Origin of the sequence: Asticcacaulis currens, from assembly GCF_028550395.1 — a bacterium.
In the GTDB taxonomy this organism is placed as follows: Bacteria; Pseudomonadota; Alphaproteobacteria; order Caulobacterales; family Caulobacteraceae; genus Asticcacaulis; species Asticcacaulis currens.
In genome coordinates, this window is the sequence record NZ_JAQQKW010000002.1 from 128,800 (window position 1) to 148,533 (window position 19,734).

Sequence of the window (19,734 nt, forward strand, 5' to 3'; positions counted from 1 at the left end):
CCCTACACCGCCTGTCGCGTGAGAGGATCGACCCAGTCGGCCCAGGCTTCCAGAAGGGCGTCACGCTCAGCCGTCAGGACGTCGAGCGGCACGGCGACGGAGGCCGAGCGACGAATGGGTTCGCTGAGGCCCGAAACATGAATGTCGTAGATCGGCTGATGACGGCTGACGCTGCCCCAGCCGCCCACAGTGACCGTCTTCGTGTATATAGGACTGACGGCGGAGATAGCCTGAAGACTGATCAGAAGATGGGACAGGTCGAACAGGCCCGGCGATACGCCGTCCTTAAGATGATAGCGCCGCCAGGCGGCCACGAGTTGCGCATGCGCATCTCTGAGTGCGGCCCTTTCCTCGTCTGAGCCATCCTCCGACTGGAACCAAAGGGTTTGAGGCAGGCCCTGGATATGGACCGGGAACGCCAGATGCGTGTCTTCATAAAGGCCATTTCTCCATACCGGCCCGATAGCGACGAGGGGCGCCAGCGCCACCACCTTCCCCGCACAGGTGACAAGTTCACTCATGCGATATCCGCGTAATCGGTCTGATAGAGATCAACGACGTCGAGGATCTGGGGCGCGCGCGGCAATTGCGGCAGGGGCGAGCCATCGGCGTGGTATCTGTAGCCGGCCACATCGTAATAGACCGTGCCTTTGGGACCGATCTTCTGCACACAGGCCATATAGTCGCGCTCATGCCGGGCGACCGTAAGCAGGACGGCGGCCCCATCGAACAGGGCCAGCCGGGCGTGTTCATCCGGTGTCTCAAACAACTGCATAGTCTCCCTCCTCTTAAGATGCGGCCCGCAGGGTGTTTGTCATTTGTGCGTCCCCGGACAGGCGGATATGCCCCTCCCCGTCACAGGCCTCGACCTCGAAATCATGACACTCGCCGCCGCGGGCCCGGATCAGTTCGAGCATCCAGCGCGCGCGTCCGACGCCGCGCACCGGCAAAGGCGCTGAGTTCAGTTCGGTGACGCGCCAGCGGGTAAAGGCGGCCGTGGGGCGGCCAAAGTCTTTGGCATCGACCTGCCGGCGCCAGCGGCGCACGATCAGGGCCAGCGTTCCTGTGCCCTCCGCCGCCATCAGAAGACGTTGTGAGGCGACACGGGAGAGATTGGCGAGTTCGCCCACGACCGCGGTGAGGCCGCCGTGGCGCAGGGCTTCCTCACAAGCCCCCAGCACGGCGGCCTCATCGCCGGCTTCGAAGAAGACGACCTTGTCATCGGTCAGGCCTGAACGGGCCAGCGCCGGGGCAAACAGATCAGGCTGCGTATAGGCCCAGAGAACGCGCCCGCCAGAGCGCGCCGCGATCCCGGCGGCAAAGGCAATGGCGGCGGCCCCATCTACCGCGCCATTGGCGCCACCGGCGATCTCGTGCAGGGCCCCAAAGGCCAGCCCCCCCTTGGGAATACGGGTGTCGATGTCGGGAACGCCGAAGGGGAGAACGACGCGTCTGGGCGCACTGTGACCGCCGATATGGTCGATCCGGTCTCGCAAAGCGCTGAGGACGGCGGGGTTGGCAGCGGGCATGACATCAAGCATCCTTTCTGAACGCCAAAGGCTATGTTCGCTTTTTGTTCTTTAATTTGAACAAGAGTCAATAGGCCGAGATCGGCGTCTGCGTGCTGCCAGAAATTGTCAGGGCGATGGGTCAGAGCGGAATCGTGAGGAGTCACAAATCCTTAACAGCCGATTCTTGGGAAACAAACAGGGAACAAATTTCTGTGAATTGTCGGTGTTCCCTGTAACGGCGGAAGGCCAAGGCTCGCGCCTAAATGCACAGCTTGAACGGAAGCCCGCACAACTGTGTTGGCCAGACGGTTGCAACGCTCTTCTTCTCTTCAGGATCAAGGCTCAAAACGCATATCGGCACAGCGCGTCTTACGAGCATGCGGATGAGCGCATAGCTCACCTTCAAAGAGAGCCCCTCTCGGATACAAAGCCCCCGCTTCGCGTCTTAACAGCGCACGAACGAGGCATCATTTGACTTTTTGTTGCCAATTTATCTCACTCGATGGCTCAGCTTAACAATTCTTACGCGACTGCGAAAAAAAGATTGACGCGTCGTGAATGTTATATGACGCTGACAGTGTTATCCAAAGGCGGATGACACGCGGCGCTGCCATTGAAGGCTTCGCCCATCACCGGACAACGACGTCTCAGAGCTTTACCGCATAAGGGGAACCTGCGGTTTAGTCTGGGGCGTTTTTTTTTTGCTCTTTTCAGGGGATAGGACCGTGGCCCATCTAAAGCTGCGTCGGAAAAGTGCGCCCTTAATTTTGTGCGGCGCAACAATTTTAAGCGGGGTGTGCGCCCCGGCTTTCGCTCAGGAGACATTTGGCGAAGCGCTGGCCATGGGCAAGCCGCTGCTTGAAAGCCGCCTGCGCTACGAAGGCGTTGATCAGGCCGGGCTGAAAAAGGGGTCGGCGCTGACCCTGCGCAATCGCATCGGCTTTCAGTCGGCGGACTGGAAGAACCTGAAATTCCTCGTGGAATTCGAGGATGTCCGCGCTCTGGATGACGACTACAACTCGACGACCAACGGCAAGACGCAATATCCGACGGTCAATGATCCCACGGTGACCGAATTGAACCGTGCACAGGTGGTGTGGACGCCGTCGAGCTTCACCACCGTCACCGCCGGTCGTCAGCGCATTATCCTCGACGATGCACGCTTCATCGGTAATGTCGGATGGCGTCAGGACGAACAGACCTTCGATGCCCTGCGCGTCGATACCACGGTGGGCAAGCTGGCCGTCACCTACGCCTATGTGTTTCAGGTCAACCGCATCCTGGGCGAAAGCGCCGACTGGGATTCCGACAGCCACCTGCTGAATGTCACCCTGCCGATCACTGAAGCCCTGAAGATTCAGGCTTTTGATTACGCGCTCGATTTTGAGAATGCCAAGGCGAACTCGACCAATACCATTGGCCTCAAGGCGTCAGGTTCGGCCTGGGTGTCATCCTTCAAGCTGGCCTATTCCGGCTATTATGCCAAGCAGACCGACTATGGCTATAACCCGGCCGATTTCGAGCTGTCCGCTTCCAATATCGACGGGGCGGTGACCTGGGACATGTACACTTTCAAGGTCGGTTACGAGACCTTTGAAGGCGACGGCACGCGCGGCTTTATTACGCCGCTGGCCACGGCGCACGCCTTCAATGGCTGGTCCGATGCGCTGGCCTTCAATGGCAACAAGACCATGGCCAACGGGTTCAAGAACCTCAGCTACACCCTGACGGTGGCGGGCTACACGCACCCCGCCTTCCCGCTGATCAAGAACCCGACCCTGACGCTCGCCTACCACGATTTTGAAACGGAGCGCCTCAGCCAGTCGATCGGCACGGAGTTCGACGCGCAGTTCGCCTCCGGCCTGACCAAGAACCTGTCGCTGCTGCTGAAATATGCCGACTTTGAGCGCGCCAATACGATCATGCCCGCCTCGCGCACCAAGGTGTGGGTCGGCTTCGAATACAAACTTTAAGGGACCTACTGATATGACCACCTTTTCCCGTCGTCAGGCCCTGATCGGGGCTGCCGCCACCGTCGCCGCCGCCAAAGGGCTTTTCCCCTCAGGGGCCTTTGCCGCCGGCAAGGGACCGGAGGTTTCCGGTGCCAAGCTGGGCTTTATCGCCCTGACCGATGCCTCCCCCCTCATCATCGCCAAAGAGAAGGGCCTGTTTGCCAAATACGGCCTGCCCAATGTTGAGGTGCTGAAACAGGCCTCATGGGGGGCCACGCGCGACAATATCGTTCTGGGTGCACAAGGCGGTGGAATCGACGGGGCGCATATCCTCAGCCCCATGCCCTACCAGTTCACCCTAGGCGTCGGGGCGCGCAAGACGCCGATGTATATTCTGGCGCGCCTCAACACCAACGGTCAGGGTATCAGCGTCGGCAACGATCTGAAAAACGTGCTGGTCGGGCTGAATGCCGCCGGCGCGAAGGCCAAGTTTGCCCAGATGAAAGCCGCCGGCAATCTGGCCAAGGTGGCCATGACCTATCGCGGTGGTACGCATGATCTGTGGGTGCGCTACTGGCTGGCGGCCGCTGGGATCAATCCGGATACGGATGTCTCCACCATCGTCATTCCGCCGCCGCAGATGGTGGCCAATATGAAGGCCGGGACGCAGGACGTCTTCTGCGTGGGTGAACCGTGGAACGGTCAGCTCGTCAATCAGAAGATCGGTTATACCGCCACCACGACCTCCGAAATCTGGATGAACCATCCGGAAAAGGCCCTGGGGATGCGTGCCGACTGGGTCGATAAGTACCCGAATGCGGCCAAGGCCCTGATCGCGGCGGTCATGGAAGCCCAGCAATGGTGCGACACAAACCGCCCCGCCATGTGCGCCATCACCGCCGGGCGTCAGTATATCAACGTCCCTATCAACGACATCCTGCCGCGCCTTCAGGGCAAGATCAATTACGGCGATGGCCGGAACGTCTCAGGTTCAGCGCACCTGATGAAGTTCTGGGCCGACAATGCGGGCTTCCCGTTCAAGTCGCACGACACCTGGTTCGTCACCGAAAACAAGCGCTGGGGCATTATCGACAACGACGTGGATACCAAGGCGCTGGTCAACAAGGTCAACCGCTCCGACCTGTGGCGCGAAGTGGCCAAACAGTATGGCATCCCGGCCCCGGCGGATTCCCGCGGCGTCGAGCGCTTCTTCGATGGCAAGACCTTCGACTGGACCAACCCCTCCGCCTACCTCGCCAGCCAGCCCGTCAAGAAGCTGGCCTGATTTAAGCCCTCCCAACCCTCTCCCCCGTCAGGGGAGAGGGATATTGAGGTTTCCATGCCCTTTGAAGTTCACAAAATGACCGCCCCTCAGTCTGACACGCCCGCCGATCCTGTCGCCGATCATAACCAGATCCTTCTGGCGGCGGCGCAGGCCAAACAGATAGCGGCCTCCAGACGGCGAAAGCTGGCTGACAAGGCTGGGAACTACCTGATGCCTTTGCTCACGGTGAGCGCCTTGCTCCTGATGTGGGAAGCGCTGGGCACCGCCTTTCCGGGTGGTCTGCCCTCGCCCTCCATGGTCCTGATGGACGCGCAGGAACTGATCTTCAATCCTTTCTATGACCGCGGCGGCGTGGACAAGGGCCTGTTCTGGCACGTGCTGACCTCCCTGTCGCGTGTGGGTATCGGTTTTGGCCTGGCCGCCGTGTGCGGCGTTCTTCTGGGCGCCTTCCTCGGCACGGTGGATTGGGCGCGCAAGGGGACCGATCCGATCATTCAGGTCCTGCGCACCGTGCCGCCTCTGGCCTGGTTGCCTATCTCGCTGGCCGCCCTGCGAGAAGCCCAGCCGTCGGCCCTGTTCGTCATCTTTATCACCTCCATCTGGCCCATCGTGATCAACACCATGGTCGGCGTGCGCAATATCCCGCAGGACTATGTCAATGTCGCCAAGGTGTTACGCCTGACGCCCGGCGAATACTTCTTCAAGATCATGCTGCCCGCGGCCACACCGCACATCTTCACAGGTCTGCGCATCGGGGTCGGCATGAGCTGGCTGGCCATCGTAGCGTCTGAAATGCTGCTGGGCGGCGTCGGCATCGGCTTCTTTATCTGGGATCAGTACAACTCCTCGCGCATGTCCGACATCATCGTGGCCCTCGTCTGGGTCGGTCTGGTCGGCTTTGTGCTCGACCGTCTGGTGGCCCTTGTGGGTCAGTACGTCTCGCGCGGCACCACAGCGGATTAAAAAGGTAACCTCATGTCCAAACCGCTCCTTTCCCTTGAAAACATCTATGTCGATTTCGAGCGCGATGGTGTCATCTCGCAGGTGCTCGAGAATGTTTCACTCAGCGTCCACAAGGGCGAATTCCTGTCGATCATCGGTCATTCCGGTTGCGGCAAGTCCACCCTTCTGAACGTGGTCGCGGGCCTTGTGCCGGTGACGCTTGGGGCCGCCCTGCTCGACAATAAAGAGATCAAAGGCCCCGGGCCTGAACGCGCTGTCGTTTTTCAGAACCATTCGCTTCTGCCGTGGATGACCGTTTATGAGAACGTGCGTCTGGCCGTTGCGAAGCTCTATGGCGCCAGGGAAAACCTGAAACAGCTCCACGACCGCACTCTGCACAATCTGGAACTGGTCAAGATGACCCACGCCAAGGATAAACGTCCCGGCGAAATCTCAGGCGGTATGAAGCAGCGCGTCGGCATCGCCCGCGCCCTGGCTATGGAACCCAAGGTTCTGCTGCTGGATGAGCCCTTCGGTGCGCTTGATGCGCTTACCCGTGCTCACCTTCAGGACACGGTGATGGAGCTTCATGAGCGCATTCGTTCAACGGTTCTGATGATCACCCACGATGTCGATGAGGCCGTTCTGTTGGCCGATCGCGTGGTGATGATGACCAACGGCCCCAAAGCCCGCATCGGGGAGATCGTAGACGTGAAAACGCCCCGGCCCCGCGATCGCAAACAGGTCCTGCAGGACGCCCAGTTCATTGACTGCCGCCGCAGCATCGTTGGCTTCCTTGAAGCGCACGATCACGCGCACCCGGCCCCTGCTGAGCCAGCCTGACACTTACATGACGCATCCTCAGCGCGCGGCCTACGCCCATGACATCCGATAAATGCCGTGTCTCGGCTTGCATACTCAATGTGACCCGCAACCCACAGGGCGCGCCGACGGAGGCCATGCGCCATTTGAGCGCACGACTGGTCGAGGCCGGCTACGAGGCGGTAGAGTGGGGTGAGGTTGTGTCTGAGGCTGGGCCTCTTCGATCGGAGGTTAAACGACGGATTGCCTCACCCGATTGCCGCGTCCTGGTCCTTCTGGGCGGCACCGGCCCTAATCCTGATGACATTACACCTGAAGCGCTCGAAACGATTCTGGAAAAGCGTTTTGATGGCTTTTCCGTCTTGTTTCATGTCTACAGCCACGCGTCGGCAGGTCTGCCAGGCCTTTTGTCCCGCGCTGTGGCCGGCATTGCAAATGGGACCTGTGTCCTTGCGCTGCCGGCCTCGCTCTCTGCCCTGAGAGACATCTGGGACAATCTGCTCTTCCACCATCTGAGCCTGGATCCGGACATATGCTCGCTAGTACGGGCGGGCCTGCGAGCGGAAAAGAAAAGCACGGTGGCCGCTGACGGGATGGATATCCCCGTAGATTCCTACGCGGTGTCTCAAGATAAGATTTAAGCGGATGGCCTGAAGAAGCGGCCATTCAACCTTCAAAGCGCGGCGCGTGTCCGTCCGGTTCGGGCCAAACGGGTGTCGTGCGGGCAAACGGCGGTGGCTTCGGCCGCTGTCATCGTCTCTTGCGTGTGTCCGGGCCGATGCGTACGTGCGAAGGCGCACACATCGCCAATACAGATGAGGACCGGCCCCTCATAAACAGCCTCGCGCACCGTGCTGACCAGACTTCTTAGACTGCAGCGCCGCATGGCCGCGTGGGTGCGACCGACATTTTCAAGAATTAGAACCGGCGTTGACTCCGGCCGGCCAAGCGCCAGTAAGGCGGTTTCTATAGCCTTCGCTTTTTGCGCGGCCATATAGAAGACGAGTGTTGTTTCTGAGCCCTCGAGCCCTTTCCCGTCTAAGTCAGGCAATCCGTCCTTTGTGCGCCCGGTCAGATAATGGACGGAGCGCGCCGAGGCCCGATGAGTCAGTGGAAAACCAAACTGAGCGGCGGCCGCGCTGGCTGTCGTCACACCGGCTATGGTCCGGTGCGCAACACCATAGGCGTCGAGATACTGCCGCTCCTCCTCGACCCGACCGAAAACGGAGGGATCACCGCCTTTAAGTCGCACGACGTTCAGCCCCTTGTGCGCCAGACGAACCATGAGGGCGTTCGTTTTATCCTGTGACACCGATAGGCGGCCGCCCCGTTTCCCGACGCAGATTTTAACGCACCGCTGCGGCGCAAAAGCCAGGACCTCATCGTCCACCAGCGCATCGTAAAGGAGAGCCTGCGCGCTTTGCAGGGCCTTTACGGCCCCGAGTGTCAGGTAGTCCGACGTGCCAGGCCCTGCGCCAACCAGAGAAACGGATCCCTCAGACATGGGCCTTACCCCTTTCTTTTTGTGTGCTTTGCCTCTGCAAGCACTGTTTCAGCTCGCCTTTGCAGGCGCCACAGGCGGTGCCTGCGCGCGTGGCTTCGCCTATCTCTTCAACCGTCGTCGCACCGGCTTCAATGCTGGCCAAAATAGCGTTCTCACCCACACTGTTGCAGGCGCAGATAATCCGGCCCCTGTCCGACACGCCCGGCATCCGCCCGATCAGCAAGGCCGCAAGCTGTGGCGCGCTCAGTTGCGTCTCTCCGAAACACTCAAGCAGCCAGTCGCGCGGCGGCAGTTTTTTGTGGATGGGCGCTATGAACAATACCCGCGTCAAACGGCCGTTTTCGACGCGCACCTGACGCCGGATGCCGGTGGCCGGGTCCTCAAGCGTCGCCGTGGCGTCAAAGTCCGCGCTGTCCGGCGTGCCCGTACCCGCCATCTCATAGCCATCCGCGTGGGCATAGGCGGTGCGACGCCAGACCGTATCCGACTGAAACTCAGGCAGTGTGCCGTCGAAGTCTCGCGGCACCATCAGAAAGCCGTGCCACACCTCCCCGAAGGCCCGCACCTGCGCCGGGGTATGCTTAAACTCCGGCTGCCCGGACAAGGGATCGACCGCTGGGTTGATCAGCGGGTTTGAGCGACCATAGGGCGCGAACTGTCTTGTCCAGTGCATAGGGGCGTGCAGAGTGCCGACGCGTACATCGTCGGTCACGCGCGCCTTATAGATGGCCTCACCCTGCACCGTTGTCACGACCGCCAGCCGGCCCTCGCGTATCCCCAGCCGCCGCGCATCCTTCGGGTGGATATCGAGGGTGGGCTCGGTAATATGGCGGTTCAGTTCCGGCGCCAGCGCCGTGCGCGTCATCGTATGCCAGTGGTCACGCACGCGGCCGGAATTGAAACTGAATGGATACTCCGGCGTCGGACGGTTAGCCGGGCCGCGCACGACCGGCGGTACCAGTCGCGCCCGACCGTTCGGCGTGTTGAAACGCCCATCGCTAAACAGGCGCGTCGCCGGCAGCCCCTCGGCGGGAAACGGCCAGCGCACCGGCATCAGCGCGTCGTATGACGCCCTGGTCATCCCGGCCAGACCGCCCAGATCGAGAAAACGCTGTCCGTTATTTTCAAACGCCGTCAGCCCGGCGTGCTCGGCAAAGACCTCATGCGGACCCGCCCAGTCAAAGGCCGGGGCCCAATCCGGGTTCATCCGTCGCGCCACCTCGGCGATGATCGCCCAGTCCGGACGCACTTCGCCCGGCAACCGGGTCAGAGTACGCTGCCTTGAGATGACGCGCTCGGAATTGGTCACCGTGCCATCCTTTTCACCCCAGGCCGCCGCCGGGAGCTGGATATGCGCCATATCCATCGTATCGGTACGCGCCATGACGTCGGACACGACCACCAGGTCGCACCTCGACAGGGCTTCGTGGATGCGGTTGGCATCCGGCATGGACACCATGGGGTTGGTGGCCATGATCCAGATGGCCTTGATCCTGCCCGTGCGCACCGCCTCAAACATATCGACGGCTTTCAGGCCGGGTCTGGGCGCAATCGTCGGTGAGCCCCAGTAGCCTTGCACCAGGGCCTTCGATGCTTCATCGAAATCCATGTGCGCGGCGAGCATATTGGCCAGCCCGCCAACTTCGCGCCCGCCCATGGCATTGGGCTGGCCCGTGACCGAAAACGGCGCGGCTCCAGGCTTGCCAATCTTCCCCGACAGGAGGTGCGCATTGATCAGGCTGAGCCCCTTCTGCACCCCCTGCGCCGATTGGTTGGAGCCCATGGAAAACAGACTCACCACCTTTTCGGTGTGCAGAAAGGCCTCATAAAACGTCTTCAGATCGGCTGGCGATACATCGCAATCCGCGGCCACGGCCTCAAGGCTCTGATCGTCGGCGGCGAGCGCGGCCATCAGGCGCGAAAAACCCTGTGTATGCTGATCCACAAAGTCATGATCGAGCGCATCGCGCGCGATCAGATGCGCACACAGGCCATTCCACAGGCGCACATCCGTCTGCGGGCGGATCATCAGGTGCAGGTTGGCCGCCTTGGCCGTATCGGTGCGGCGCGGATCGATGCAGACGCGAAACTGATCCTGACGCCCCTCGATCCGCCGATAGAGGACCGGATGGGTCCAGGCGGCATTGTGGCCACTGAAGATCAGAAGGTCCGCCTCAGTCAGATCGTCATAGACACCCGGCACGAGATCCGCCCCGAAGGCCAGTTTGTGGGCGGCAACGGCCGAACTCATGCACAGGCGCGAATTGGTGTCGATATTGGCTGTCCCGATATAGCCCTTGGCCAGCTTGTTGACCGCGTAATAGTCCTCGGTCAGCAACTGACCGGAGACATAAAAGGCCACGGCGTCCGGGCCGTGTTCGGCGATGATGTCGCGAAACCGCCCGGCCACCTCGCTAAGCGCCGCGTCCCACGTCGTATCGACAAAACCCTGTGGCGTACGACGGCGAGGGCTGAGTAAGCGCCCTTCCAGCCCGAAGGTCTTGCCCAAAGCCGTGCCCTTGGAGCAGAGCCGCCCCAGATTGGCCGGGTGCGCCGCCTCGCCCCGGACAGTCATCTGCCGGCCATCAAGCGTCGCTTCAACGCCGCAACCGACGCCGCAATAGGGACAGGTGGTGGATTGGGTGGTTGTCATTGAACCTCTCCCCCTCTCCCTTTAAGGAAAGGGGTTCAACACAGTCCCAGAAAAATGCGGGCGTTTTCGATCTTCAGCGGCACGGTAGGCGTACAGCCCTTCCCCGCATCGGCCCCGACGGCTTCCCCCGTTTCGAGACTGAACGACCAGTTGTGCAGCGGACAGGCGATATGACGGCCGTGCACGATGCCTTCGGACAGAGGGCCGCCCTTGTGCGGGCATTTGTCCATGACGGCGTAATAGTCATTATCCACGGTGCGGAAGACGGCGATGGCCCCCTTGTCCGTCTCGACCCGCCGGGCCCCCTGAAACGGTACATCCGCCGCCGCTCCGACATCGAGCCACGTCAGAGGTGGCCTTTGCAAAGCCAGATCGCCGCTCATCGCGCCATCTCCTTCTTTTCGCTGCGCAGGTCCGCCAGCGGTGAAAACACTTTGGCCGGCTCGGACTGGGGGGCGTGTTCCGCCCATGGATCGACCTGAAACACGGCCTGTGACTCGAGAAAGCGCGCCATTAAAGCTTTGCGGGCCTCCTCATCGAACAGTCTGGCCTTGATCGCCTCAAGGCCCACACGCTCAATCCACGGCGCGGTGCGCTCCAGGTACCAGGCGTCCTCACGGTAGAACTGCACAAAGGCCATCGAATACTCGCGGGCCTCGGCCTCGGTCGCCACCTTGCACAACAAATCCGTGCCGCGCAGGTGAATGCCGCCATTGCCGCCCACGTGCAGCTCATAGCCGGAATCGACGCAGATGACGCCGAAGTCCTTGATCGTCGCCTCGGCGCAGTTGCGCGGGCAACCTGAGACCGCCATCTTGAACTTGTGCGGCATCCAGGACCCCCAGGTGTCCTGTTCCAGCCGGATACCCAGCCCCGTCGAATCCTGCGTGCCGAAGCGGCACCATTCCGACCCGACGCAGGTTTTCACCGTCCTCAGCGCCTTGGCATAGGCGTGGCCTGAGACCATACCGGCGGCATTGAGATCGGCCCAAACGGCGGGCAGGTCTTCTTTTTTGACGCCGAAGATATCGAGGCGCTGCCCGCCCGTGACCTTGACCATGGGCAGGTTGAACTTATCGACGACATCGGCAATGGCGCGCAGCTCCCTGGCCGAAGTGACGCCGCCCCACATGCGCGGCACGACGGAATAGGTGCCATCTTTCTGAATATTGGCGTGGTTACGCTCATTGACGAAGCGCGAGCGCGGATCATCCTGATACTCACGCGGCCACGCACACAAGAGGTAGTAATTCAGCGCCGGCCGGCACGAAGAACAGCCATCCGGCGTCTCCCATTTCAGCGCTTGCATCACGTCTGGGATGGTCATCAGTCCTTGCTCGACAATCGCCTGACGCACGACCGCGTGGCCGTGTGAGGTGCATTTGCACATCGGCTTGGGGCCGATCTGCGCCTTGAAAGCATCGCCCAGAGTGACCTTGAGCAACTGTTCGACAATGCCGGTGCACGAGCCGCACGAGGCTGAGGCCTTGGTGCAACCGCGCACCTTGTCCAGCGTGTCCGCGCCGCCGCTGATGGCCGCAACCACCGTACCCTTGCTCACGCCGTTGCAGCCGCACACTTCCGTGTCGTCGGGCCATGCCGCAACGGCGGCGTTAGGGTCCACACCGGCCAGCGCCTCCGTCACGGCCTGACCGAAGATCAGGGTGTCGCGAATCTCACCGATGCTTTCCCCCTTTTTGATCAGGTCGAAATACCAGCCGCCATCGGCCGCCTCACCAAACAGCACCGCGCCCACAAGCTGGTCATTCCTGATGACGATGCGCTTATAGACGCCGCGCGCCGGATCACGGAACACGATGTCTTCGCAATCGTCGCCGCCATTGAACTGACCGGCCGAATAGAGATCGACGCCGGAGACCTTAAGCCGCGTCGCCAGTTCCGAGCCCAGATAGGTCGCCTGGGGATTCTTGCCGGTCAGCACATCGGCCAGCGTGCGGCACATGTCCCAGATGGGTGCCACAAGGCCATAGCACTGCCCGCGGTGCTGCACGCATTCGCCGACCGCAAAGATGAAGGGGTCGCTGGTGCGCATCTGGTCATCGACGACGATGCCACGCTCGACCGTCAGACCGGCTGACTTCGCCGGTTCCACGTGCGGGTGGATACCCACCGCCATGACCAGCAGCGAGGCCGGAATCACCCGTCCGTCCTTGAGTTTCAGCCCTTCCACATGGGTTTCGCCCAGTATGGCCTCGGACTGCGCACTCAGGACGGCCGACACACCGCGTTCGGCCAGCGCCTTTTCCAGCAATCGCCCGGCGGCCTCATCGAGCTGACGCTCCATCAGCACATCGACCAGATGGATCACGGTGGCCTTCATGCCGCGTTTGGCCAGACCATAGGCGGCCTCCAGGCCCAGAAGCCCGCCGCCGATGACCACCGCCTCGCCGCCTGCCTCCGCCGCTTTCTGCATCAGATCGACGTCGTGCAGGTCGCGAAAGGCCACGACGCCTGACAAATCCGCACCGGGTAGAGGCAGTCGGATGGGGTCGGAACCGGTAGCCAGAATCAGACAGTCGTAACTGATCGTCTGACCGTCATGCAGCACCACCCGCCTAGCGTCGCGGTCAATGCCCTGCACCCAGACGCCAAAGTGTGTTTTCACGCCATTGACGTCGTACCAGTCCTGCGAATGGGTGACGATCTGTTCAAACGTCTTTTCGCCCGCCAGCACCGGCGATAGTTGGATGCGGTCGTAGGTGGCGCAAGACTCGGCACCGATGATCGAAATATCAAACATCCGATCATCGCGTTTGAGGATCTCTTCGACGATGCGGCCACCGGCCATGCCCGCGCCGATGACGACGATCCGGGGTTTGGCCACAGGCTCAGAATGAAAAGCCATGGGGTTGCTCCAATGCGAGCGCGTGGGAATTGGGCCAAAAAAAATCCCGCACCCCTTTGACGCCAAAGCGTTTCAGGAGTGCGGGACATCTTTGTCCGATGAAGGCTCAAACGCGCCGCCGTTGGCGCTTCTGGGCAAATGTCGTGGATCGACCTTGATCCGTAGCTTCATTGGGCCACAGGACGCACGCCCTGTCAATCTCCGTTTTTGCGCGTGCGAGACGAAGCTTTAGCCTCTGTGGACGCGAAACACCCCACCATCAAACAGGGCGTTGGGCGGCATCACGATATCGTGCGGCCTCGCCCGAACCTTCCAGTTCACGTCGGCGCCGCCCTCGTCCTTTTCATCGTCGATCGGGAGCGCCAGACCCAATGGTTCGGCTGCCTGACGCCACAGGTCCGGACGGTAAATCCGGCGGGCGACAGCGTCAAAATCATGATTATCCTCCGTGAGGCCCCATCGTACGAACTGCCCGATAAACCATTTGGCATGGCTGATCCACGGGAAGGTCGCCGTTTGCGGATCGAGGATCAGTCCGGCCCCGCCGGTTGCAAGAGCCGCCTGAACCGCCTCAAGGGGAGCCCGCACGTACAAATCCGCGCTGAGGAGACGGGCCAGATCATCGGCGTTCTCAGCCTTGACTGCCCACTGCCCGGCCCGTAGCAGAGCGCGTGTCAGAGCGACCACGGCCTGAGGGTTGTCTTCCCCCCAGGTGCCCCGCACAGCCAGTACCTTCTCAGGTTTCAGTGTCCAGAAAGCCGGATCGGAAAACAGCACCACCCCATCACCATTCAGCTCGGCCATCTGTGGCCAGGGGGAGCCTGAGCAGAAGCCATCGATCACCCCGTCGCGCAGATGATCGGCCATCCGCGATGGCGGCAGAACCACCCATTGCACCTGGCGATCCGGGTCAATCCCCCCCGCCGCCAGCCAGTGTCGCAGCACAAAATGATGCGGCGAATAGTTGAAAGGGATCGCCAGTGTCACCTTGCCTTCGCTGACGGCGCGCCGGTGCTGGATCACCATGCGCAGAGCCCGTGCTGATTCCAGAAGGGTCGAAGCCCCAAGTCCCTCGAAAACCTCTTTCAGCTTTGATGAGATGACCACCGAATTGCCGTTCGCCCCCAGAGCCATGGGGGCGATGATATGCCCTATGGCCGGCCCAAGCCCCAGTCCGCGCGCGAGCGGAAGCGTTGCGAGCACATGGGCGGCGTCCAGTAAACCGTAGGAAAGCTTGTCTCGGATATTCGACCAGTTGGCCTCGCGGCTTAACGAAACATCCAGTCCCTCAGCGCTGTAAAATCCCAGCGCTTCGGCCAGGACGACGAGCGCGGCGTCGTTGAGGGGGCTAAAGCCGATACGTACACTCAGCATCCGTCGTCCCTCTTTTTCAGCAGGTCGGAAATGGCAAGAATATCTTCGGCAATGGCCGCAATCGGGCGGCCTGAGTCCATGGCGTGCTTGCGCATCAGGCGATAGGCCTCTTCCTCCCCGATCCCGCGTGAGGTCATGAGCACCCCCTTGGCCCGGTCAATGGTCTTTCGCGCCGCCAGATCGGCCCGCGCCTTTGAAAGGTCATGGCGCAGGGTCTGCATCAGATTGAAGCGATGCGCGGCGACCGAGAGAATTGATGCGACCCGGTTTGGGGAGTAGCCGTCCACGACATAGGCGGCCACTCCGGCCTCAAGGGCCTGGGCCGTAGTGTTGGCATCGGAACGGTCCACAAACATCGCCACAGGGCGGGGCGCGTGTTCATGGGCGATCTGCAGCGCATCGAGCGTATCGCGGTCCGGACTTTCGCACGCGATGATGACCATGTCGGGGTTGATAGCGCTTAGGCGCGCGAGTTCGAACCGTGGCCAGACGTGGATCGTTGCGCCCTGAAGGCCGTCGTCCAGCCGCAGGCCTTCCGCCACCAGGGCGGCGCGCGCATCGTCAGGGTCGATGATCAGCACATTCACGGGAATTATCCGGCAAGGGACAGATCGACACCCCGATTTCGGGGCGGGGTTCGAATCTCCCACTAGGGCTAATGCGAATATACCGCAGCGCGCAAGAGAAAAATTCAACGCCTCTCGCGGTGCAAAAATCCAGTCTTGACAGAGCGGGTCAGGGTAACTTAGCCTTTGATATGCGACTGGGGAACTGACCAACGGCGGTCAGCTTCCGGAACGAACCGGACCGTCGTCTTCACCCAAAAACGTTTCCCCATGGCTGTGGCGCCTGTCAGGCTGCCCGGCACGACGCCGCAGGTTTATCCATGATTTCCAAAGACTTCCTCAAATCCGGGCACGTCCCGACCCTGGCGTCGGCCTTTCTATACTTCGACATGAGTTTCATGGTCTGGGTGCTTCTGGGGGCGCTAGGCGTACAGATTGCCAACGACCTCGGCCTAAGCCCGGCACAGAAGGGCTTCATGGTCGCCGTGCCCATTCTCACCGGGGCCGTGTTACGTATGGTGGCGGGCGTTATGGTCGATCGCATCGGCCCCAAAACCACCGGTGCCATCGCTCAGGCCATCGTCATTTCCGGCCTGCTGCTGGCCTTTGTTCTGAAAATTGACTCCTACACCGGTGTCCTGATGCTGGCAGGCGTGCTGGGTGTCGCCGGCGCTTCGTTTGCTGTCGCCCTGCCTCTGGCGTCGCGCTGGTATCCCCCGCAATATCAGGGCGTGGCTCTGGGGATTGCAGGCGCGGGCAATTCCGGCACGGTCTTCGCCTCACTGTTTGCGCCGTCGCTGGCCAAGGCGTTTGGATGGACGACCGTCTTTGGATTTGCCGCGCTTCCGTTGATCGCGGCCTTTATCTTTTATCTCCTCTTCGCCAAAGACGCGCCCGATCCGCCGGCGCCCAAGCGTCTTGACCAGTATTTTGCCGTCCTCAAACAGCAGGACGCCTGGTGGTTTCTTCTCTTTTACGGCGTCTCCTTCGGGGGTTTCGTCGGTCTCAGCTCTTCTCTCAACATCTACTTCAACACAGAGTACGGCCTAGATCCGATCAAGGCGGGCTTCTTCACCGCCGCCTGCGTTTTTGCCGGTTCTCTGTTCAGGCCGGTGGGCGGCAGCGTCGCAGACAAGATTGGCGGCATTCGGACGCTGTCGATCATGTACATCGTCGCCGCGATAGCCCTCACCACAATCAGCTTCCGTCTCCCAAACGCGTTCAGCGCTCTTTTGTTCCTGATCGTCGGCATGGGGGCATTGGGTATGGCCAATGGTGCGGTCTTCCAGTTGGTGCCCCAACGCTTTCGCGCTGAGATCGGCGTCATGACGGGTCTAGTCGGCATGTTCGGTGGCATTGGGGGCTTCTATCTGGCCACGAGCCTTGGCTTGTCGAAACAAGCTCTGGGCTCCTATCAGCCCGGCCTGATTGGCTTTGCGGTACTGGCATTAATAGCCTTCAGCGGACTGACCTTGATCAAACGCCGCTGGCGCACGACGTGGGGCGGGGTTCTGGAGAACGTGCGTATATGATATGGTCATCGCGGTAGTGTTCGCCGATGGTCGGGGGCTTCGCATCAGCTTGAAGCAGACCCGCGGCTTCTCCCGGTAACCCAGTATGCAACTTACCCTCAATCGCCAAAACCACCGGGAGGGGCGCTCTAACCGCGGCCGGTCTGTCCGCCGACCCAGCGTTCTGCCAGCGTATTCCCTTCCGGCCGAAAACATATTCACCCATATAGAGGCTGAACACTGGCGTTAACGGCGGCGCTCAAGACAAAGCGGGCCGGACGCCGATGGCGGCAACCGGCCAACCCCCTGATTGGCGTTCAGCGCGTGCCCGCCTCGATTTAGAGCGCCTTTCCGCAATCCATTTCTGCTCGGGGACGTAAGACCTCTCAGACGGCTATGGGGGAAATCGTGTTCAAAGCGGAAGACTACGGCTTCGCGTTCAGCGGGGCGCAAGACTGGTTTTGGGCAGCAACCGCAGGCTTTGGGCTGGCCTTTATCCTTACGACACTCCTTCTGGCTCTTGATCGACGGCGCATAGCGGGCGAGCCCGTATGGCTGAAACCCCTGAAGTTTGCCTTATCCCTGTTCATCCACTTCCAGACGCTGGCTTTGCTGACGGGTGGCCTGTCCATAGAGCTGCGTCAGAGGGGTTTCTTGACCGCAACGGCTATTGCCGCCTGCGTGGCCGCCGCATTTGAAATTCTCTATATCGGGTTCAGAGCCGCGCAGCAGGAGCGGTCTCACTTCAACGTGGGCACGCCAGTAGCGCGGCTGATGTACGCTCTGATGGCGCTCGGGGCCGTCGTGCTTACGCTGGCAGCCGGCATTCTGGGCGCTTACATATTTTTGGATCCCGGCTTTGCCGGTGGCGCCGGTTTGAGATGGGGCAGCGTGCTCGGTCTGTCCCTTGGTACGCTGATGACATTCATCACGGCGTTTGCCATGGGCGGAGCCTTATCGCACCATGTCGGCCAGGAAGCGGCGGGGGCACCGAAGATGCCGGTTACCGGCTGGTCACTCACCGTTGGCGACCGCCGCCCGGCCCATTTCGTGGCGACCCATATGATGCAGATCTTACCCATAGTCGGGCTGATCTTCGATCAGGCATTACCGCCGTCTGTCGCGGCCACCCTTGTGACGCTTCTGGCTGGCCTGAGTGTCTTGTTGACGCTCTGGCTATTCCGGCAAGCCGGTCAGGGACGCCCAATTTTCAGGGGACGGCATCATTAGGCTTTGAAAGCCAGTCATGGCGCTCCCCCGAACAAAAGATATCGGCCTGGCTCAGGTTAACTGGGTCTCGTCGCCTTCCACTATCAGCCGATCCCCAACGCGAAAGCGGCCACCTTCAATGACCCGTGCGGTGATCCCGCCACGTCCACGCACGGCATTGTAGCCTCCGACACCGAATATCTCTTCCATGCGAGAACAGGGATGGCATTCGCCAGTGTATTCGAGCACCGCCTTGCCCAGTCGGAAGCGCTTATCCTTCAGCGCCAGCAGATTGATCCCTGAGGTGACGACGTTGCGCCGAAGCGCGTGCGCCTGCACGGACACACCGAGGAAGCTTGCGATCGCATGTATGTCCTCCTGGCCGATAAGCGTCAGGTGCCGGTTGCCACTTCGTCCCTGGTAATGATCGCCGATTAAGCCAATCTCAGGTGACAGATGGGCGTCATCTGCAGCAACAATCTCCCCTCGCCGCTCCAGCCGCAAACCGATCCACTGCACTGTGCCGGGACGCACCGGAGCCTTCAGGAGCTGAGCGAGCCTGGATTTGGGATGAAAGGGCATGGTGGTCCGGTTAGGGTTGGGATAGCGAGATTTTCAGGGCGTAAACTTACTCAGGCGCGGCGTCTTTAACCAGCGCGAACGTCTTGAGCCTAAGCATCGCCGACGTTCTCTCTGGTCGTCTATTTTACCGGCGCCAGTTTCGCGGACTCGATATGCCAGCGGCGTTGAGCCGGGGTGGCCCCGTCGACATCGTTGACGCGGCGAAGCGTGTAGCTCCCCTTAAAGCGCTGATGCTCTCCGGTCTTCAGCACCGCATCGATGGTGACCGGCACGCTCTGAAACACCGACCCCGCCCCGGCATCGCCCTCGGGCAATTCCCCAATCGTCACGTTGGTGGACCGGGTCTCCGCAAAGCCCGAGCTGAACCGCGGTAAGGACTGGTTGGGTGGACCGTCCTCGCCCCACTGCGACCAGGCCGTGCCGTAATCACCTGCATTGATGGCCGAATAATAGAGGCGGACGACCGCCGCAGCCGCCTGCGCACTTTTGGGATCAGGCCGGCAATCGGCGGTTGGGGCGTCCTTTTCGTCGAAGAGCGCGCAACTGCGCGCAATCTCATCGGAAATCATCGCGCAACTGTTGGCGACATTGCAGGGCGGATGCGTCGCCGGGGATACGTTCCGGCAGCTCTTCGCAAGACGCTCGGCCGCCTTCGCGCCGATTTCGGTCGAACAGGCCACGGGTCCCGCCGCCTCGGTCGCGGGCAGGGTTTCCAGCGCCGAACGCGAAACCGGGGCCGAAGCCGCAACGGGATCGACGATCTCTATGCCGCCCGAGGCCGCGTTGCCGGACTCTGCCCGGGAAGCCGTATCAAGGGCTTCACTGTCAGGAGCGCCACACGCACTCAAAACGCACATAGCGGCAAGCAGAACGGGGGTCAGGGCTATAGGCTTCATCGGTCGCTCCTCTCAACGGCTGTGGGCTTCCTATAGCGCGCATTGCAAATAAGCCATTCCC

General features: G+C 61.3%; 18 protein-coding genes. 7 read left to right on the top strand and 11 right to left on the bottom strand.

The window, feature by feature from the left end:
* Positions 1 to 2: 2 nt before the first annotated feature.
* The 3 genes from PQU94_RS03700 to PQU94_RS03710 are packed head-to-tail and all read right to left on the bottom strand — an operon-like array spanning position 3 to position 1,529.
* Positions 3 to 521 (bottom strand): hypothetical protein, encoded by a 519-nt coding sequence (locus PQU94_RS03700; RefSeq protein ID WP_272740153.1) that lies wholly within the window; start codon positions 519 to 521, stop codon positions 3 to 5.
* Positions 518 to 775, bottom strand: coding sequence for a hypothetical protein (locus PQU94_RS03705; protein ID WP_272740154.1), 258 nt, complete (start codon positions 773 to 775; stop codon positions 518 to 520). Before PQU94_RS03705 ends, PQU94_RS03700 begins: the two co-directional genes overlap by 4 nt.
* A 13-nt stretch (positions 776 to 788) precedes the next feature.
* Positions 789 to 1,529, bottom strand: a complete 741-nt coding sequence (locus tag PQU94_RS03710; protein ID WP_272740155.1) for an ImuA family protein — start codon at positions 1,527 to 1,529, stop codon at positions 789 to 791.
* Between the two features lie 824 nt (positions 1,530 to 2,353).
* Here PQU94_RS03710 and PQU94_RS03715 point away from each other — a divergent pair.
* The 5 genes from PQU94_RS03715 (at position 2,354) to PQU94_RS03735 (ending at position 7,153) form a co-directional block, all read left to right on the top strand.
* Positions 2,354 to 3,484, top strand: a complete 1,131-nt coding sequence (locus PQU94_RS03715) for an alginate export family protein (protein ID WP_272740156.1) — start codon at positions 2,354 to 2,356, stop codon at positions 3,482 to 3,484.
* 13 nt (positions 3,485 to 3,497) lie between these two features.
* Positions 3,498 to 4,748 carry a CmpA/NrtA family ABC transporter substrate-binding protein gene (locus PQU94_RS03720; protein WP_272740157.1) on the top strand — a complete coding sequence of 417 codons (1,251 nt, stop codon included), beginning with the start codon at positions 3,498 to 3,500 and terminating at the stop codon, positions 4,746 to 4,748.
* Positions 4,749 to 4,823: 75 nt separating this feature from the next.
* Positions 4,824 to 5,711 (top strand): nitrate ABC transporter permease, encoded by an 888-nt coding sequence (gene ntrB / locus PQU94_RS03725; protein ID WP_272740158.1) that lies wholly within the window; start codon positions 4,824 to 4,826, stop codon positions 5,709 to 5,711.
* Positions 5,712 to 5,723: 12 nt separating this feature from the next.
* Complete coding sequence (locus tag PQU94_RS03730) at positions 5,724 to 6,533, top strand: ABC transporter ATP-binding protein (protein ID WP_272740159.1); 810 nt, start codon at positions 5,724 to 5,726, stop codon at positions 6,531 to 6,533.
* A 38-nt stretch (positions 6,534 to 6,571) separates the two neighbouring features.
* A complete protein-coding gene (locus PQU94_RS03735) occupies positions 6,572 to 7,153 on the top strand; it encodes a MogA/MoaB family molybdenum cofactor biosynthesis protein (RefSeq protein ID WP_272740160.1) in 582 nt (193 codons plus the stop codon).
* A gap of 32 nt (positions 7,154 to 7,185) precedes the next feature.
* On the opposite strand, the gene cobA is transcribed toward PQU94_RS03735, so the two are convergent.
* The 6 genes from cobA to PQU94_RS03765 all read right to left on the bottom strand — a co-directional run bounded on the left by cobA (position 7,186) and on the right by PQU94_RS03765 (position 15,496).
* Positions 7,186 to 8,016 carry a uroporphyrinogen-III C-methyltransferase gene (cobA, locus tag PQU94_RS03740; RefSeq protein WP_272740161.1) on the bottom strand — a complete coding sequence of 277 codons (831 nt, stop codon included), beginning with the start codon at positions 8,014 to 8,016 and terminating at the stop codon, positions 7,186 to 7,188.
* A complete protein-coding gene (locus PQU94_RS03745) occupies positions 8,009 to 10,669 on the bottom strand; it encodes a nitrate reductase (protein ID WP_272740162.1) in 2,661 nt (886 codons plus the stop codon). Before PQU94_RS03745 ends, cobA begins: the two co-directional genes overlap by 8 nt.
* Before the next feature lie 35 nt (positions 10,670 to 10,704).
* The gene (gene nirD / locus PQU94_RS03750) at positions 10,705 to 11,052 is read right to left on the bottom strand and encodes a nitrite reductase small subunit NirD (RefSeq protein WP_272740163.1); all 348 of its coding nucleotides are present in this window, start codon (positions 11,050 to 11,052) and stop codon (positions 10,705 to 10,707) included.
* Entirely contained in the window at positions 11,049 to 13,535 is a 2,487-nt protein-coding gene (gene nirB, locus PQU94_RS03755; RefSeq protein ID WP_272740164.1) for a nitrite reductase large subunit NirB, read from the bottom strand. Before nirB ends, nirD begins: the two co-directional genes overlap by 4 nt.
* A gap of 228 nt (positions 13,536 to 13,763) precedes the next feature.
* Positions 13,764 to 14,909 (bottom strand): CmpA/NrtA family ABC transporter substrate-binding protein, encoded by a 1,146-nt coding sequence (locus PQU94_RS03760; protein WP_272740165.1) that lies wholly within the window; start codon positions 14,907 to 14,909, stop codon positions 13,764 to 13,766.
* Complete coding sequence (locus PQU94_RS03765; RefSeq protein ID WP_272740166.1) at positions 14,903 to 15,496, bottom strand: ANTAR domain-containing response regulator; 594 nt, start codon at positions 15,494 to 15,496, stop codon at positions 14,903 to 14,905. Before PQU94_RS03765 ends, PQU94_RS03760 begins: the two co-directional genes overlap by 7 nt.
* A gap of 299 nt (positions 15,497 to 15,795) precedes the next feature.
* Between PQU94_RS03765 and PQU94_RS03770 the strand changes: the two genes are divergently transcribed.
* Both PQU94_RS03770 and PQU94_RS03775 read left to right on the top strand, forming a co-directional pair.
* A complete protein-coding gene (locus tag PQU94_RS03770) occupies positions 15,796 to 17,007 on the top strand; it encodes a nitrate/nitrite transporter (protein WP_272740167.1) in 1,212 nt (403 codons plus the stop codon).
* A gap of 387 nt (positions 17,008 to 17,394) precedes the next feature.
* The gene (locus PQU94_RS03775; protein WP_272740168.1) at positions 17,395 to 18,216 is read left to right on the top strand and encodes a hypothetical protein; all 822 of its coding nucleotides are present in this window, start codon (positions 17,395 to 17,397) and stop codon (positions 18,214 to 18,216) included.
* Positions 18,217 to 18,267: 51 nt separating this feature from the next.
* Here the strand turns inward: PQU94_RS03775 and PQU94_RS03780 are convergent, their stop codons facing one another.
* Together PQU94_RS03780 and PQU94_RS03785 are read right to left on the bottom strand one after the other, a co-directional pair.
* Entirely contained in the window at positions 18,268 to 18,777 is a 510-nt protein-coding gene (locus tag PQU94_RS03780) for an MOSC domain-containing protein (RefSeq protein ID WP_272740169.1), read from the bottom strand.
* 119 nt (positions 18,778 to 18,896) lie between these two features.
* Complete coding sequence (locus tag PQU94_RS03785; RefSeq protein WP_272740170.1) at positions 18,897 to 19,673, bottom strand: hypothetical protein; 777 nt, start codon at positions 19,671 to 19,673, stop codon at positions 18,897 to 18,899.
* Positions 19,674 to 19,734 lie beyond the last annotated feature (61 nt).